This window comes from Pseudomonas sp. CLCA07 (assembly GCF_053615335.1).
Genome location: NZ_CM132131.1, coordinates 3,678,200 through 3,693,601, shown reverse-complemented (window position 1 = coordinate 3,693,601; position 15,402 = coordinate 3,678,200). Strand labels below are relative to the sequence as shown.

Here is a 15,402-nt window from a genome sequence, read left to right as displayed (position 1 = left end):
GCCACGAAAATGATCGGTAGCATGGTCACTGTTTCGGTGGCTCACCCGGTTTCGGTGCCGGGTTTTCGAAGATGTTCAAACGTTCGCGAAGCTCATGGGCCGGCAGCGGTTCTTTATCCGCCGGCAATGCGTTCGGATCGACTGGCTTGGTCGGCACTTCGCCCGGACCGCCCTGCCCTGGTGTTGGCGCCGGCTCTGGCGCGGGTTCTGCACCTTGCGAACCTTCGATGGCACGCTGGGCTTTCTTGGTCAGCACCACAATGTCGATCCGGCGGTTGACCGGATTGAACGGGTGCTCACGGTCGAACAGCGCCGACGAGGCATAACCGACCACCCGCGCCACCTGTTGATCCGGGTAACTGCCGGCGACCAGCGCACGGCGAGCAGCGTTGGCACGGTTGGCCGAGAGTTCCCAGTTGCCGAAGTCACCGGTGCCCGAGTACGGTTTGGCATCGGTGTGGCCGCTGATGCTGATCTTGTTCGGCACCGCTTTGATGGTGTCGGCCATGGCCAGCAGGATGTCTTCGAAATACGGCTTCAGACGCGCACTGCCGGAATCAAACATCGGGCGGTTTTCGGCGTCCATGATCTGGATGCGCAAACCGTCTTGAGTGATCTCGAACAGGATCTGGTCCTTGAATTTCTGCAACTGCGGATTTTCATCGACCTTGTTCTGCAACTCTTGCAGCAACAACTCCAGGCGCTCTTTCTCAACCTGCTCGGCCAAGCCTTCGACCTGTTCGGTGTCGATGGTGACGCGGTCTGGCTGCGGCTGCGACTTCACTTCGGGGTTGAGGGTTTTCTCTGGCGCCAGGGTCGGCGAGCCGCCCAGATCGATGATGTACGGCGTGCCACTTTCGGTAAAGCCGACCGGGTCTTTGAAGTAACCGGCGATGAGGATTTTCTGTTCCGGTGTTGCGGTGGACAGCAGCCACAGCACCAGGAAGAACGCCATCATCGCCGTCGCGAAGTCCGCGAAAGCGATTTTCCAGGAACCGCCGTGATGCCCGCCCGCGTATTTCTTGACGCGCTTGATGATGATCGGCTGGTTATTTTCCATACAGAGTGCTCTGTCTCACAAATACTGTTCCTTTTTGACGGTGCCTGTTGTCGCCATACGGCGTTGCCGCTCCTCGCCATAGCGAGCTATGACTCGTCGCGGCGCCTTGTCTGGCAACAACAGTCACTCGCCAAAAAAGGAACGTATTTGCAAAACAGAGCACTATCGACCGCGAACCGCTTGTTCCAGCTCAGCGAAGCTAGGACGGTGCGCCGGGTACAGAACCTTGCGACCGAATTCCACGGCCAGCGATGGTGGCATGCCGGACGCCGAGGCCACCAGCGACGCCTTGATGGCTTCGTAGACGTTCAGCTCTTCCTTGGCATCGTGGGCCAGAGCATGGGCCAGCGGGCCAAAGAATCCGTACGCGGCGAGAATACCGAAGAAGGTACCTACCAGTGCCGCACCGACGTGCACGCCGATCATTTTTTGATCGCTATCACCCAGGGAGGCCATGGTCACCACGATACCCAGTACCGCCGCGACGATACCGAAACCCGGCATGGCGTCAGCGATGCCGTTTACCGCGTGGGAAGGGTGATCCAGATCTTCCTTGAGGCTGGTCAGTTCCATGTCGAACAGGCCTTCGAGCTCATGGGGTGCCATGTTGCCGGAGGACATGATGCGCAGGTAATCGCAGATGTACGCGGTCATGCGTTCATCTTTGAGCACCGCCGGGTACTTGGCGAAGATCGGGCTCGCCGCGGCATCTTCGATGTCGCCTTCGATGGCCATCATGCCTTCGCGGCGGCTTTTGTTGAGGATCTCGTAAATCAACCCCAGCACTTCAAGGTAGAAGGTGTGGTTGAAACGCGAACTGAACATCCCGAAGGCTTTCTTCAGAACGTGCTTGACCATATGGCCAGGGTTGGCCTGCAGGAATGCGCCCAGGGCCGCACCACCGATAATCATCACCTCGAAAGGCTGAATAAGGGCGGCAATCTTGCCGTGGGAGAGCACGTATCCGCCAAGCACGCTTGCGAATACGACGATGATGCCGAGAATTTTAGCCATAGGTAGGAAAACACTTACTGAGTCGGGTTCAAGGTCATATTCGGAAGTTGAAAAATCTCTACTTCTCCTTATCGGCAAAACTGCGCCAGACTATAGCCCGTTCAAGCGAAAAGCTAATTTAGCCTACTCCGGGCATAGGTAAGGCAGACGATGATTGCGTCCAACCATGGCTAACCAAACGAACATTGCAACTCAAAAACCGACCACGCTTGAAGGCTGGGTCAAGCTTCTCGATGGCGTGCGCCTGCCGGTTCCGCAAGTCAGCCATGACCGTGTCTGCAAGGCCATCGCCGATAACCGCAGCTCGCTTCGCGATATCGCAGAGCTCATGCAAGACAGCCCGGCCCTGGCCTTGAGCATCATTCGTGAAGCCAATCGCCACACCCATGGCAGCATGACCGAGCCTGCGGAAAACCTTGAAGTAGCGATCAATCGCCTCGGTTTGAAGCGCACCGAAGAACTGCTCGCCCGCCTGCCCGTAGAGCCCCTGTCACAGATCCCGATTGCGTTGCGCCAGTTGCAGTTGCAGTTGATCAGCCAGCACGCGACGCAACAGGCCAATGGTTTTTTTGCCAGTCGCCTGGCGCGGCTGTGGCAGGACATTCACTGGGGCAGCCTGCTGTTTCTCTCGCCACTGTGGCCCATGGCGCTGACCCATCCGCAATTGCTTGAAGAGTGGGAGCTGCGGGTCATCCATAAAGGCGAATCGGCACGCAACGTCGAAAAGCAGTTGTTTGGTGTGCGCCTGCTGGATATTTGCCAGACCCTGGTGAGCCTCTGGCGCCTGCCGATCTGGGTGGAACAGGGTTATCGCCTGCTGCTGACCGAGCAGCGCGAGCTGGTCAAAGTCCTGCGCATCGCCCGCGACAGCGATCATCCCTTGCGCCAGCAAAACCGCCTCGATGACGATCCGACTCTGCGTCGCTGGCTCAATCAGCCGGCCAATACCGTGCTATTGGCCAACGGCCTGGCGCTGTCGGCACAACAGGCGTGGGACAGCCCTCACAGCGCGCGCTGGCAATACCTGACCAGCCTTTACCTGCAAATGCCCATGGCCGAGGTGCAGCAGCAATTGCACCAACAGGCGGCCAACAGCGCCCGGCTGCATGCCATGCCGGAACTGTGGCACCCCGCTGTATCGCTGCTCTGGCCGCCTGGCATGAACCGTGTCCACGCCGGGCTGCTACCAGCACCGGCGCCGACCACCGAAGACCTGGCGAAGTGGCGCAGCCAATGCGCCGAGTTGCTGGTGGAGCCAAGCCCCTTCACCAACGCCATGCACTTGACCACCTCCGCCCGGGACGCTCTGGTCGCGTGCGGCATGCGCCGAGTGATGATCTTGATGGCTGACCGCACGCACGCCAATCTGCGGGTGCATCAGATTGCCGGATTGCCGAAAGAAACGGCCGGGCTGAATTTCGTGGTGAACCAAAGCAACGTGCTGCAACGTTTGCTCTCGCAACAAGCGCAGGTGCGCCTGACACCGGCCAACAACGCCCAGTTTTCGGCCTTGTTGCCTCCCAGCCTGCGCGCGCAGTTCCGTGGCGAACACCTTTTGCTGCGCTCGCTGATCAATAATGGTCGGGTGATCATGGTGGTGGTGGCGGATCAGGGCGGCGGACCGTTCTCGGAAATCACCGTGCAAGCCTTCGGTAAAACCGCGCAGTGCATCGAGAAATCCCTGCACACCTTTAGCCACCGCGGCCAATGACGCTGCGCTACAATCTTCCCTTTTGTGCTCTGGAGACCTCACATGTCTGACTTCTCTGGCTTGCCGCTGGTGATCGAGCCGAGCGACTTGCTCCCTCGCCTTGAGTCCCGCGATCTGATTCTGGTGGACCTGACCAGCAGTGCCCGTTACGCCGAAGGGCATCTTCCCGGCGCGCGCTTTGTCGATCCGAAACGCACGCAACTCGGCCAGGCGCCTGCGCCGGGGCTGATGCCACCGAAAGCGTCACTCGAAGCGTTGTTCGGTGAGCTGGGACACAATCCCGACGCGGTGTACGTGGTGTATGACGACGAAGGCGGCGGCTGGGCCGGGCGTTTTATCTGGCTTCTGGACGTCATCGGTCACCGTAAGTACCACTATATCGACGGTGGCCTGCCAGCCTGGCTGGCAGAAGGCATGCCCATGTCGATCCAAATCCCGCCCCCCGTTGGCGGCCCGGTGGCATTGACGCTGCACGACGAACCCACCGCTACCCGCGAATACCTGCAAAGCCGTCTCGGCGCCGCCGACCTGGCGATCTGGGACGCACGCGGGCCGCTGGAGTACTCCGGCGAGAAAGTGCTGGCGGCCAAGGGCGGGCACATTCCCGGCGCCGTCAATTTCGAATGGACCGCAGGCATGGATCAGGCGCGCAACTTGCGCATCCGCACGGACATGCCGCAGATCCTCGAACAGCTCGGCATCAGCAAAGACAAAGAAGTGATTACCCACTGCCAGACTCACCACCGTTCTGGCTTCACCTATCTGGTGGCCAAATCCCTCGGTTATCCGCGGGTCAAAGGCTATGCCGGTTCCTGGGGCGAATGGGGCAACCATCCCGACACGCCCGTAGAGATTTAAGGTTTTTAAGGACAGTTAATGAATAAGCGTCTGTTTATCCTCAGCCAATACCTGTTGCCTCATCACTTGCTCTCGCGACTGGCCGGCTGCATTGCCGAATGCCGCGTGCGCTGGTTCAAAAACGCCTTTACCGCCTGGTTCGCCAAGCGTTATCAGGTGGACATGTCCCAGGCCCTGGTCGAAGACCTGACCGCCTACGAGCACTTCAATGCGTTCTTCACCCGCGCCTTGAAAGACGGCGCTCGCCCGCTCGACGAAACTCCGGGCGCCATTCTCAGCCCGGCCGACGGCGCAGTCAGCCAGCTCGGCCCAATCGAACACGGTCGCGTGTTCCAGGCCAAGGGCCACAGCTTCAGCGTGCTGGAGTTGCTGGGCGGCGACGCGGCCAACGCCGCACCGTTCATGGGGGGTGATTTCGCTACAATTTACTTGTCGCCGAAGGACTACCACCGCGTGCACATGCCGCTGGCCGGCACCCTGCGTGAGATGGTCTACATCCCGGGCCGAATCTTCTCGGTCAACCAGACCACCGCCGAAAACGTTCCGGAGCTGTTCGCTCGTAACGAGCGTGTGGCATGCATTTTCGACACTGAGCGCGGGCCGATGGCCGTGGTGCTGGTAGGCGCGATGATCGTTGCGTCGATCGAAACCGTCTGGGCCGGGCTGGTCACGCCGCCGAAACGCGAGCTGAAAACCTTCCGCTACGACGAAGCCGCCCGCGCGCCGATCCACCTGGAGAAAGGTGCGGAATTGGGTCGCTTCAAACTGGGTTCGACCGCTGTCGTGCTGTTCGGGCCAGACCAGGTGAAATGGGCCGAAGAACTGGCGGCCGGTTCGCCGGTGCAGATGGGCCAGGGCATGGGCCTGCCAAAGGCCTGATCCGCTGACCCAGAATCACTTTAACCTGTGGCGAGGGGGCTTGCCCCCGTTGGGGCGCGTAGCGCCCCCCCTAAAATCGGTGGCCGCTGCGCAGCCAAACGGGGGCAAGCCCCCTCACCACAAAGACCGACTCAGACGATTTCAGAGCTGTCCGTCGCGATCGCGGAAGCCCAGCAGATACAGCACGCCATCCAGCCCAAGGGTGGAAATCGCCTGCTTCGCCGACTGTTTCACCAGCGGCTTGGCCCGGAACGCCACACCCAACCCGGCAATCGCCAGCATCGGCAAATCATTGGCGCCGTCACCGACCGCAATGGTCTGCTCCAGTCGCAATCCTTCCTTATGGGCCAGCTCACGCAGCAAGTCAGCCTTGCGCTTCGCATCGACAATCGGCTCGACCGCAACACCCGTGACTTTACCGTCGACCACTTCCAGTTCGTTGGCAAATACGTAGTCAATGCCCAGCTTGGCCTGCAATTGCTTGGCGAAGTAGGTAAAGCCACCCGACAGAATGGCGGTCTTGTAGCCCAGACGCTTGAGTTCGGCGAACAGGGTTTCAGCACCTTCGGTCAAGCGCAGGGAAGCACCGATCGAATCCAACACGCTGACATCCAGACCTTGCAGCAACGCCAGACGTTCTTTGAAGCTCGCGCGAAAGTCCAGCTCGCCGGCCATCGCTCGCTCGGTGATTTCCGACACCTGATCGCCGACACCCGCCGCCTTGGCCAGTTCGTCGATCACTTCAGCTTCGATCAGGGTCGAGTCCATGTCGAACACCGCCAGGCGACGGTTGCGACGGAACAGCGAGTCTTCCTGAAAGGCGATGTCGACGTTCAGTTCCTGCGCAACGCTGAGGAACTCGGCCCGCAGCGCCTGCGGATCAGCCGCTTCACCACGCACGGAAAACTCGATGCAGCCCTTGCCCTTGTCAGCCGGGGTGTCCAGCGGCATGCGTCCGGACAGACGATCGATGTGATCGATGTTCAGACCATATTTGGCGGTGATCGAGCTCACGGCCTGCAATTGCCCGGCAGTCACTTTGCGGGTCAATAACGTCACGATGTGGCGTTTCTTGCCCTGATTGCCGACCCACTGCTGATAATCCTCTTCGGACACTGGCGTGAAACGGACCTGCTGATCGAGCTTGTATGCCGTGAACAGGATGTCCTTGAGCACTGACTTGCCTTGCTCGGTATCCGGAATTTCAACCAGGATGCCAAACGACAGAGTGTCGTGGATCACCGCCTGACCGATGTCGAGAATGTTCACACCACCCTGGGCCAGAACGCCGGTAATGGCCGCAGTCAGACCCGGACGGTCGACTCCCGTGATGTTTATCAGGACGATTTCGCGCAAGGCGCACCCCCGCAGGTGGAAAAAAACCGCATTCTACCCACTTTCAGTGACCATCGGGCACCGTGAGCGCTTTGACGGTCTAGGGCCTGTCGCTATACTGCGCGTCAACTCCACGGACAAAAGAGCCGAGCTCAAGTGAACCGGCCTACGCCAGTAAAAACCGACAACTTCTTTCTGCTGATCTTCCGGGCACTGCGCCACCGCCGTGTACCGATTGCATTGCGCATCGCCAGCCATAACGTGATCCTGGTCGCCCTGGCCCTGGTGATCTACGCCGGCGTGATGGGTTTGCAGTTCAAGCAGGCCATGCACGAGCAGGCAGATGCGCTGGGCGAAAGCCTGACCACGCAGACCGCCACCTCCGCTACGGAGCTGTTGGTGTCCAACGACATCCTCAGCCTCAATGTGCTGCTCAACAACCTGACCAAGAACAAGCTGGTGGCCCACGCCGCTATCTATAGCGTGGATAACCGCATCCTCGCCGAGGCCGGTCAGCGTCCCAAGCACAGCCTGCTGGGCGAAGCCGAGGGCATGTACCAGAGCAAGATCACGTTCCAGGACGTGACCGCCGGGCAACTGCGCATCAGCCTGGACATGGACCAATTCCAGCAGCCAATGACCATCAGCCTGCAAAGCATGGGCATTTTGAGTGCGATCCTGTTGGCGTTGTCGCTGGCCCTGAGCCTGCGCCTGGGTCGGCACATCTCTACGCCGCTGCTGCAATTGCGCGTATGGCTGCGCAATATCGACGAATACACCCCGGCCACTGAGCGTCAGGACGAGATCGGCGACCTGGCCCGTCAACTGCACGCCAATTTCGCACCGGAGCCCGCCGAGCCGGAACCGGCGCCGGAGCCTGAGTACGACGACAGCGATGAAGACGCGGACGACAACGAGCCGACCTTCGAAGTACGCAACTTGCGTGACCCGAGTTTCGATGAAACCAAACCGGTCGCCAGCCTGAAACCAGCGCCACGACACATTGTCAGCACCGTTGAAGACGACGATGACGATGATGCGTTTGCCGACCTGCGTGACGAGTCGGTCGCCGTCGCACCGAAACCGGCAGCAAAACCGGTGATCTCGAACGTGCCACAGCACAGCGCCGTCCTGGCCGTGCAACTGGGCGCTCAGGACCAACTGCGTCGCCTGCCCCGCACGCGCCTCGAAGAATTGCTGAAACGCTATCGCGACTGCCTTGATCAGGCTGCTTCGCTCTACCAGAGCGAACTGCACACACTGAACGATGGCAGCACGCTGATGCTGTTCCACACCGAAGACAGTGGCGACGACTACCTGACCAACGCCATCTGCTGCGGTGAATTGCTGCGAGCCTTGGGCCATCAGTTGCAGATTGAAGTCGCGGACAGCGGCATCACCCTGCAATTGCAGTTGGGTCTGACGCTGGGTGAGGAGTTGTTCGGTATGAGTCAGATCGATTTGCTGCTGACCGAAACCGCTCAGGACGCCCTGGCCCTGTCGCAACACAGCCGCAACCTGCTGCTGGTGCAGCGCAAGATCGGTGACGACGTGCTGATTCGTCAACGTGCACGGATTCGCCCTATTGCGAGCCCTGAAGGCGCTTGCTGTGTGGAGCGGTTGATGGAGCCCTATCCGTCGATGCTGGAACGGCAACTGGCGCGGATGCATGAGCGCCGGGCGTAAGCCCCCGCTGTAAAGAAGCCCGCAGACAAGAGATTGTCTGCGGGCTTTTTGTTGTCTGTTCTGGCCCCATCGCGAGCAGGCTCGCTCCCACAGGGATCTTCTGTGGACACATCCTCTGTGAGCATCAGAGATCCCCTGTGGGAGCGAGCCTGCTCGCGAAGGGGCCTTCAGCAGCGCTACAGATATCCAACCTGCTGAAACAACAAAGCCCGCACAAGGCGGGCTTTGCTTTGGATCAGTCCTGGTTTAGAACCTGAACACTTCCATATCGGTCCGGATCGGCAAAGCCATCGGGATTTTCGGCTGTTTCTCTTGCTCGGCCGCCGGCGCGACAGGTTTTGCCGCAGGTTTACGCGGCGCGTCAGCAATCGCTGGCTGGTTGGCCAATGGCTTGAGCGCCACCGACAACTGCTCCGCCAGACGCTGCAACAACACACCTTGCGCCTGAACCTGCGCCGCTGTGCTGCCCGCGTGCTGTTCTTGCAGGTGAATGATGCGGTTATCGCGAACCTTTCCACGACGGTCGATCAATCGCCATTGCGCATCCAGGACTGCCGGTTGCGACACACCCGAGTCCAGGCGAGTAATCGTCAGCAGTACCTGAACATCCGGGGTAAAGCCCGCTGTGGCAGGCGCCAGCACAACGCGCTGACTGTCCAGTCGACCGGCTACCTGACGCAGCAACAGCTGATCAATGTCGGAAGACAGGCTGCCCGCCCAACGACCGTCGGTGGCAGCTTGCAGACTGCCATCGGGCTGTCGCTGCAACAGGGTTTCGCGTTGCAGGTAATCGGCAACCGTTACCGGGCCCAACAATACCGCCATGCCCGAGCTTTGCGCAGGCGCAACCGGGCTTCCGCTGTCCAGTTGATACAGCGACACCGGCTGGTGAACGCTGCAACCCGCAAGGCCTAGCAAGCCAGCGAGCATCAAAATAAAAGGAAGGCGCAGAGCAGTCATCGTCCCATCCAGGTGGCCGCCACAAGGCTAACCACAGTGAAAATACTCAATAAATATGAAGAACGCTCGACCACGCCGGCGCTTGAAAGGCCATATCATCCGTGAATATGCGTTCCGACTCCAGCGCCAAAGCGTCGATCTACGTGTTAAATCGCAGATCGACCGCTCTAGGACGCTTAATTATTGAGGTTTTCGACGAGCAGCGCATCCACCCTCTGAAAACCACGTGGCAACTTGTTACCACGACGCCCACGCTCACCTTTGTAGTGTTCGAGGTCGTCTGCTTTCAGTGACAAGGTACGTTTCCCGGCCTGCAACACCAAAGTGGCACCCTCCGGCAATACGGCGATGTCCGTCACATACTCTTCGCGATTGGCCACACGCTCACCCGTGATGCCGATGATCTTGTTGCCTTTGCCCTTACCTAATTGTGGCAGGTCGCTGATTTTGAAGATCAGCAAGCGACCTTCGGTTGTCACCGAAGCCAGCCAGTTGTTCTCGCGATCAGCCACCGGGCGCGGGAGAATGACTTTCGAGTTGCTCGGCAGGCTCAGCAGCGCCTTGCCGGCCTTGTTCTTGGCCTGGAAATCTTCACCTTTGACCACGAAACCATACCCGGCGTCGGAAGCGATCACGTACAGCGAATCGTCTTCCGGCATCAGCACGCATTCAAAACTCGCGCCCGGCGGAGGCGTCAGACGACCGGTCAACGGCTCGCCCTGGCCACGGGCCGATGGCAACGTGTGCGTCGCCACCGAATAACTGCGACCGGTGGAGTCGATAAACACCGCAAACTGGTTGGAGCGGCCGGCCGCCAAGGCCTTGAAACCGTCTCCGGCCTTGTAGGAAAGTCCAGTGGCGTCGATCTCATGCCCTTTGGCAGAGCGAACCCAGCCTTTTTCCGACAGCACAACCGTCACTTTCTCATTCGGCAGCAGATCGTGCTCGGTCAGGGCCTTGGCTTCGGCGCGCTCGACAATCGGCGAACGGCGATCGTCGCCATAGGTTTCGGCGTCCTTGATCAGCTCGGTGCGTACCAGCTTTTTCAGCTTGGCTTCGCTGCCCAGCAGGGCCTGCAGCTTGGCTTGCTCCTTGAGCAGCTCATCCTGCTCGGCACGCAGCTTCATCTCTTCCAGTCGCGCCAACTGACGCAAACGGGTGTCGAGGATGTAGTCGGCCTGGATTTCACTCAGGGCGAAACGCTCGATCAGCGCGGCTTTCGGGTGCTCCTCGGTGCGGATGATGTGAATCACTTCATCCAGGTTGAGGTAGGCAATCAACAAACCGTCCAACAGGTGCAGGCGACGTTCGACCTTATCGAGGCGGAATTGCAGGCGGCGACGCACGGTCTGCACCCGGAACTCCAGCCACTCGACCAGCAGCGCCCGCAGGTTTTTCAGCTGCGGCTTGCCGTCCAGACCAATGATGTTGATGTTGACCCGGTAGCTCGACTCCAGCTCGGTGCTGGCGAACAGATGCTGCATCAGCGCATCGTGGTCAAAGTTTTTCCGCGCACCCGGAATGATCACGATGCGGCATGGGTTTTCGTGGTCGGATTCATCGCGCAGGTCAGCGATCTGCGGCGCCTTGGATGGCTTGGCCTGCATCATCGCCGCGATCTGTTCCAGCACCTTGGCACCCGACACCTGGTGCGGCAGCGCGGTGACAATGATGTCGCCGTCTTCGATGTGGTACACGGCGCGCATGCGCACCGAACCACGACCGGTTTCGTAGATTTTCAGCAGATCGGCGCGCGGGGTGATGATTTCCGCTTCAGTCGGGTAATCCGGGCCCTGGATGTGTTCACAGAGCTGTTCGACCGTGGCTTTTGGCTCATCGAGCAAGCGCACGCACGCCGTCGCGACTTCGCGCAGGTTGTGTGGCGGTACGTCGGTGGCCATGCCCACGGCGATGCCGGTGGTGCCGTTGAGCAGGATGTTCGGCAAACGCGCCGGCAACACCAGCGGCTCGTCCAGCGTGCCGTCGAAGTTCGGGCCCCAGTCCGCGGTGCCCTGGCCCAACTCGCTGAGCAGCACTTCGGAATAACGCGACAGGCGGGCTTCGGTGTAACGCATGGCGGCGAACGACTTGGGATCATCCGGCGCACCCCAGTTACCCTGACCGTCGACCAGCGTGTAGCGATAGCTGAAAGGCTGGGCCATCAAGACCATGGCTTCGTAGCAGGCCGAATCGCCGTGCGGGTGGAACTTGCCGAGCACGTCACCGACGGTACGCGCCGATTTCTTGTGCTTGGAGTCGGCGTCCAGCCCCAACTCGCTCATCGCATAGATGATGCGTCGCTGTACCGGTTTCAGGCCGTCGCCGATATGCGGCAAGGCACGGTCCATGATCACGTACATGGAATAGTTGAGGTAGGCATTTTCGGTGAAGTCAGCCAGTGACCGGCGTTCTACACCGTCCAGGCTGAGATCAAGGGAGTCGCTCATGCGGGCCTCATTGGTTCGTTGTCTGGCGCAGCAGCATGGTGCCACCGCGCTGGGTAAATTCAAGTTTGTTCAATGCGCTCATGCCGAGCAGCACCTGTTTGCCTTCCAGGCCTGGTGCAACCAGCGCGCGAACATCACGCAACACAATGTCGCCCAGTTGCAGCCGGTCGATGCGGGTTCGATAGCCCTCGCTCAGACCATTGGCCGTGCTCAGGGTCACCCCGAAGCCTTGTTCCAGTTTCAACCCCTTGGCCACACTGGCCGGAATTGACACATCCGTTGCTCCAGTATCGAGCATGAAATCCACCGGGTGGCCGTTGATAGCACCGCTGACGACAAAATGTCCCTGGCGGTTGCTGACCAGTTTCACTTCGATAAACCCTTCACCCTGCTCCGAGGTGACGACGACATTGGGGTTTTGCTGACGCGCCTCCCATTGCCCGAAAAACCGTGTTGCCAGAAACAGCGCGGCGCACCAGGCCAATACCAGCATGACCCGGCCGGCGCGTTTGCCCGGCGTTTGCTGGCTCACGGTTTGGCGCTCCAGCCACCTTCAGGCGCGGCGAAACGCCAGACAACCGGGCGACTTTCACCATCGGCACGGGCACCGTTGTTGTTATCGACACCGATCCACGCGCCGTCAGCGTCCACGATCAATGCTTCTTCCAACCCGTAGTTCTGCGGATAACGACGGTTTTCCTGCAACAGCTCGGCCGCATACGACCAGCAGCGCTCGACTTTGGCCGCCTGCGGGTCACGGCGACAAATCTGATACGCGTTGCGCTCAAGGGTGAACAGTTTGCCGTTGAACAACGACACGTCGGAAAAATCCCGGGGCACCGGTTTGGCCTTGGGAAATTGCGGTGGCTGCATTTCCATGCCCGCTTCGCTTAGCAGCACACAGCCACCGTCGCAGTCCCACACCGTTTGTTTACGCTTGATCGTCAACAATCCGCGGCTTTGACGCTCGGCAGCGAACCACAGCTGATCACCCGCCGGATTGATCGCCAGGCCCTCAAACAGTGCATTGAATTGCAACAGCATGCCACTGGCCCGCGCTTCACGAACCAGCATTGGCGAGATTTTCAACCAGGTCGCAGGCCCCGTCAGCGGTACTTGCAGGACGGCCGCATGGGCTTCGCTGACAATGTAGCGATTGCCAGCGCCGTCACAGGTAATGGCTTCGAAATCCAGATCGCCGCCCCGCACGAACGATGCCGCCCAGGCTCGCGAACGCAAACCCCAGGGCAAACCACTGTCCGGTACCGCAGGCACACCGATGCCCACGGCTTCAGCCTGCCAGACCGTGTCGCGAGTATCGAGGCGGTAGATTTGATCGTCGTCGCGATCGGATACCGCCCACAAGTCCTTGCCGCACTGGCCAAGTCCCGACAGATTGCCGCCGCGCATGCCGTCAACCGGATGCTCGGCTACCACGCGCAATTCTGGTGCCGGTTCAGCAAACGCCAGAACCGGGGCCAGAAGTAAACAACATGCCAGGGCAAAGCCACGCGGCATCAACCAAGAACCTCGGCCAGGTTGCCCTTGGATTCCAGCCAGGATTTGCGATCACCGGCGCGTTTCTTCGCCAGCAGCATGTCCATCATTTCCGACGTCGCTTCGAAATCGTCCAGCGTCAACTGCACCAGACGCCGGGTATTCGGGTCCATGGTGGTTTCGCGCAGCTGTGGCGGGTTCATTTCACCCAGACCTTTGAATCGGGTGACCTGCGGCTTGCCGCGTTTTTTCTCGGCGACCAGACGATCCAGAATGCCATCGCGCTCGGCCTCGTCCAGGGCGTAGTAAATCTCTTTGCCCAAGTCGATGCGGTACAGCGGCGGCATGGCGACATAGACGTGACCGGCATCCACCAACGGGCGGAAATGCTGGACGAACAACGCACACAGCAACGTGGCGATGTGCAGACCGTCGGAGTCGGCGTCGGCGAGGATGCAGATTTTGCCGTAACGCAGCTGGGCGATGTCCGCCGAGCCCGGGTCGACACCGATGGCCACGGCAATGTTATGCACTTCCTGGCTGGCCAGCACTTCGCTGCCGTCGACTTCCCAAGTATTCAGAATCTTGCCGCGCAACGGCAGGATCGCCTGAAACTCTTTGTCCCGTGCTTGCTTGGCGGAACCGCCGGCGGAATCACCTTCCACCAGGAACAGCTCGGAACGCATCGGGTCCTGCCCGGCGCAGTCAGCCAGTTTGCCCGGCAGCGCCGGCCCTGCGGTGATGCGCTTGCGCTCGACCTTCTTGCTCGCCTTGAGGCGGCGGCCGGCGTTGTTGATCGCCAGCTCGGCCAGCAGCATGCCGGTTTCCGGGTTGGCATTGAGCCACAGGCTGAAAGCGTCCTTGACCACACCGGAAACAAAAGCCGCCGCTTCACGGGACGACAATCGTTCTTTGGTCTGACCGGAGAATTGCGGCTCCTGCATCTTCATCGACAGCACGAAGGCGATGCGTTCCCAGACGTCTTCCGGCGCCAGCTTCACACCACGCGGCAGCAGGCTGCGGAATTCGCAGAACTCGCGCATGGCATCGAGCAAGCCCTGACGCAAACCGTTGACGTGTGTACCGCCCTGGGCCGTCGGGATCAGGTTGACGTAGCTTTCCTGCACCGCGTCGCCACCTTCCGGCAACCACAGCAGCGCCCAGTCGACCGCTTCTTTATTACCGGCCAGGCTGCCGCAGAACGGCTCGTCCGGCAGGCGTTCGAATTCGCTGACCGCGTCTACCAGATAGGAGCGCAGGCCGTCTTCGTAATGCCACTCGACTTTTTCACCGGTGGCCTTGTCTTCAAAACTGACCAGCAGCCCCGGGCACAGCACAGCCTTGGCCTTGAGCACGTGCTTGAGGCGGCTGATGGAGAATTTCGGTGAATCGAAATATTTCGGGTCCGGGGCGAAGAACACGCTGGTACCGGTGTTGCGCTTACCGACCGTGCCGATCACTTCCAGCTCGGTTTTTTTGTAACCGTCGGCGAACGTCATCTGGTATTCGTTGCCGTCACGCTTTACGCGCACCCGGACTTCGGTCGACAAGGCGTTGACCACCGAAATACCCACCCCGTGCAGACCGCCGGAGAACTGGTAGTTCTTGTTGGAAAACTTGCCACCAGCATGAAGCTTGGTGAGGATCAGCTCGACCCCGGAAACGCCCTCTTCCTGGTGAATGTCCACCGGCATGCCACGGCCGTCGTCGCTGACTTCCAGGGAGTGGTCGGCGTGCAGGATGACCTGCACCGATGTCGCATGCCCGGCCAAGGCTTCGTCGACGCTGTTGTCGATGACTTCCTGGGCGAGGTGGTTCGGCCGACTGGTGTCGGTATACATGCCGGGGCGCTTGCGCACCGGGTCGAGGCCCGAGAGGACTTCGATGGCGTCTGCGTTATAAGAGCTAGCGCTGGGAGTGGCCATGGGGTCTCGTCGTCCGCCTGTAAAAAAAGT

The 15,402-nt window shown here is 60.2% G+C and carries 12 protein-coding genes; 4 read left to right on the top strand and 8 right to left on the bottom strand.

All coding sequences use genetic code 11. From position 1 onward, the window contains the following. Positions 1 to 25: 25 nt before the first annotated feature. Both motB and motA read right to left on the bottom strand, forming a co-directional pair. Positions 26 to 1,060, bottom strand: coding sequence for a flagellar motor protein MotB (motB, locus tag ACWGZX_RS17025; protein ID WP_452624699.1), 1,035 nt, complete (start codon positions 1,058 to 1,060; stop codon positions 26 to 28). A gap of 162 nt (positions 1,061 to 1,222) precedes the next feature. Further along, a complete protein-coding gene (motA, locus tag ACWGZX_RS17020) occupies positions 1,223 to 2,074 on the bottom strand; it encodes a flagellar motor stator protein MotA (protein ID WP_223520138.1) in 852 nt (283 codons plus the stop codon). A 166-nt stretch (positions 2,075 to 2,240) separates the two neighbouring features. Between motA and ACWGZX_RS17015 the strand changes: the two genes are divergently transcribed. From ACWGZX_RS17015 to asd, 3 genes are read left to right on the top strand one after another with little or no spacing between them, the layout of a single operon-like run. Further along, positions 2,241 to 3,785 carry an HDOD domain-containing protein gene (locus tag ACWGZX_RS17015; protein WP_452624698.1) on the top strand — a complete coding sequence of 515 codons (1,545 nt, stop codon included), beginning with the start codon at positions 2,241 to 2,243 and terminating at the stop codon, positions 3,783 to 3,785. A gap of 42 nt (positions 3,786 to 3,827) precedes the next feature. Further along, entirely contained in the window at positions 3,828 to 4,643 is an 816-nt protein-coding gene (locus ACWGZX_RS17010) for a rhodanese-like domain-containing protein (RefSeq protein ID WP_452624697.1), read from the top strand. Positions 4,644 to 4,661: 18 nt separating this feature from the next. Beyond that, a complete protein-coding gene (gene asd / locus ACWGZX_RS17005; protein ID WP_027922000.1) occupies positions 4,662 to 5,522 on the top strand; it encodes an archaetidylserine decarboxylase in 861 nt (286 codons plus the stop codon). Positions 5,523 to 5,663: 141 nt separating this feature from the next. Here asd and serB read toward each other — a convergent pair whose 3' ends face one another. Next, entirely contained in the window at positions 5,664 to 6,878 is a 1,215-nt protein-coding gene (gene serB / locus ACWGZX_RS17000) for a phosphoserine phosphatase SerB (RefSeq protein ID WP_452624696.1), read from the bottom strand. Between the two features lie 135 nt (positions 6,879 to 7,013). Here serB and ACWGZX_RS16995 point away from each other — a divergent pair, with 135 nt between their 5' ends. Next, the gene (locus ACWGZX_RS16995; RefSeq protein WP_223520128.1) at positions 7,014 to 8,543 is read left to right on the top strand and encodes an AhpA/YtjB family protein; all 1,530 of its coding nucleotides are present in this window, start codon (positions 7,014 to 7,016) and stop codon (positions 8,541 to 8,543) included. Positions 8,544 to 8,789: 246 nt separating this feature from the next. Here ACWGZX_RS16995 and ACWGZX_RS16990 read toward each other — a convergent pair whose 3' ends face one another. The 5 genes from ACWGZX_RS16990 to parE all read right to left on the bottom strand — a co-directional run bounded on the left by ACWGZX_RS16990 (position 8,790) and on the right by parE (position 15,372). After that, positions 8,790 to 9,503 carry a PqiC family protein gene (locus tag ACWGZX_RS16990; RefSeq protein ID WP_223520126.1) on the bottom strand — a complete coding sequence of 238 codons (714 nt, stop codon included), beginning with the start codon at positions 9,501 to 9,503 and terminating at the stop codon, positions 8,790 to 8,792. 176 nt (positions 9,504 to 9,679) lie between these two features. Next, complete coding sequence (parC, locus tag ACWGZX_RS16985; RefSeq protein WP_452624695.1) at positions 9,680 to 11,950, bottom strand: DNA topoisomerase IV subunit A; 2,271 nt, start codon at positions 11,948 to 11,950, stop codon at positions 9,680 to 9,682. 7 nt (positions 11,951 to 11,957) lie between these two features. Further along, positions 11,958 to 12,482 carry a retropepsin-like aspartic protease family protein gene (locus ACWGZX_RS16980; protein WP_452624694.1) on the bottom strand — a complete coding sequence of 175 codons (525 nt, stop codon included), beginning with the start codon at positions 12,480 to 12,482 and terminating at the stop codon, positions 11,958 to 11,960. Beyond that, entirely contained in the window at positions 12,479 to 13,468 is a 990-nt protein-coding gene (locus ACWGZX_RS16975; RefSeq protein ID WP_452624693.1) for an esterase-like activity of phytase family protein, read from the bottom strand. Before ACWGZX_RS16975 ends, ACWGZX_RS16980 begins: the two co-directional genes overlap by 4 nt. Then, on the bottom strand, positions 13,468 to 15,372 hold the full coding sequence (gene parE / locus ACWGZX_RS16970; RefSeq protein WP_452624692.1) for a DNA topoisomerase IV subunit B: 1,905 nt from the start codon (positions 15,370 to 15,372) through the stop codon (positions 13,468 to 13,470). The genes ACWGZX_RS16975 and parE overlap by 1 nt, the downstream gene beginning before the upstream one ends. Positions 15,373 to 15,402 lie beyond the last annotated feature (30 nt).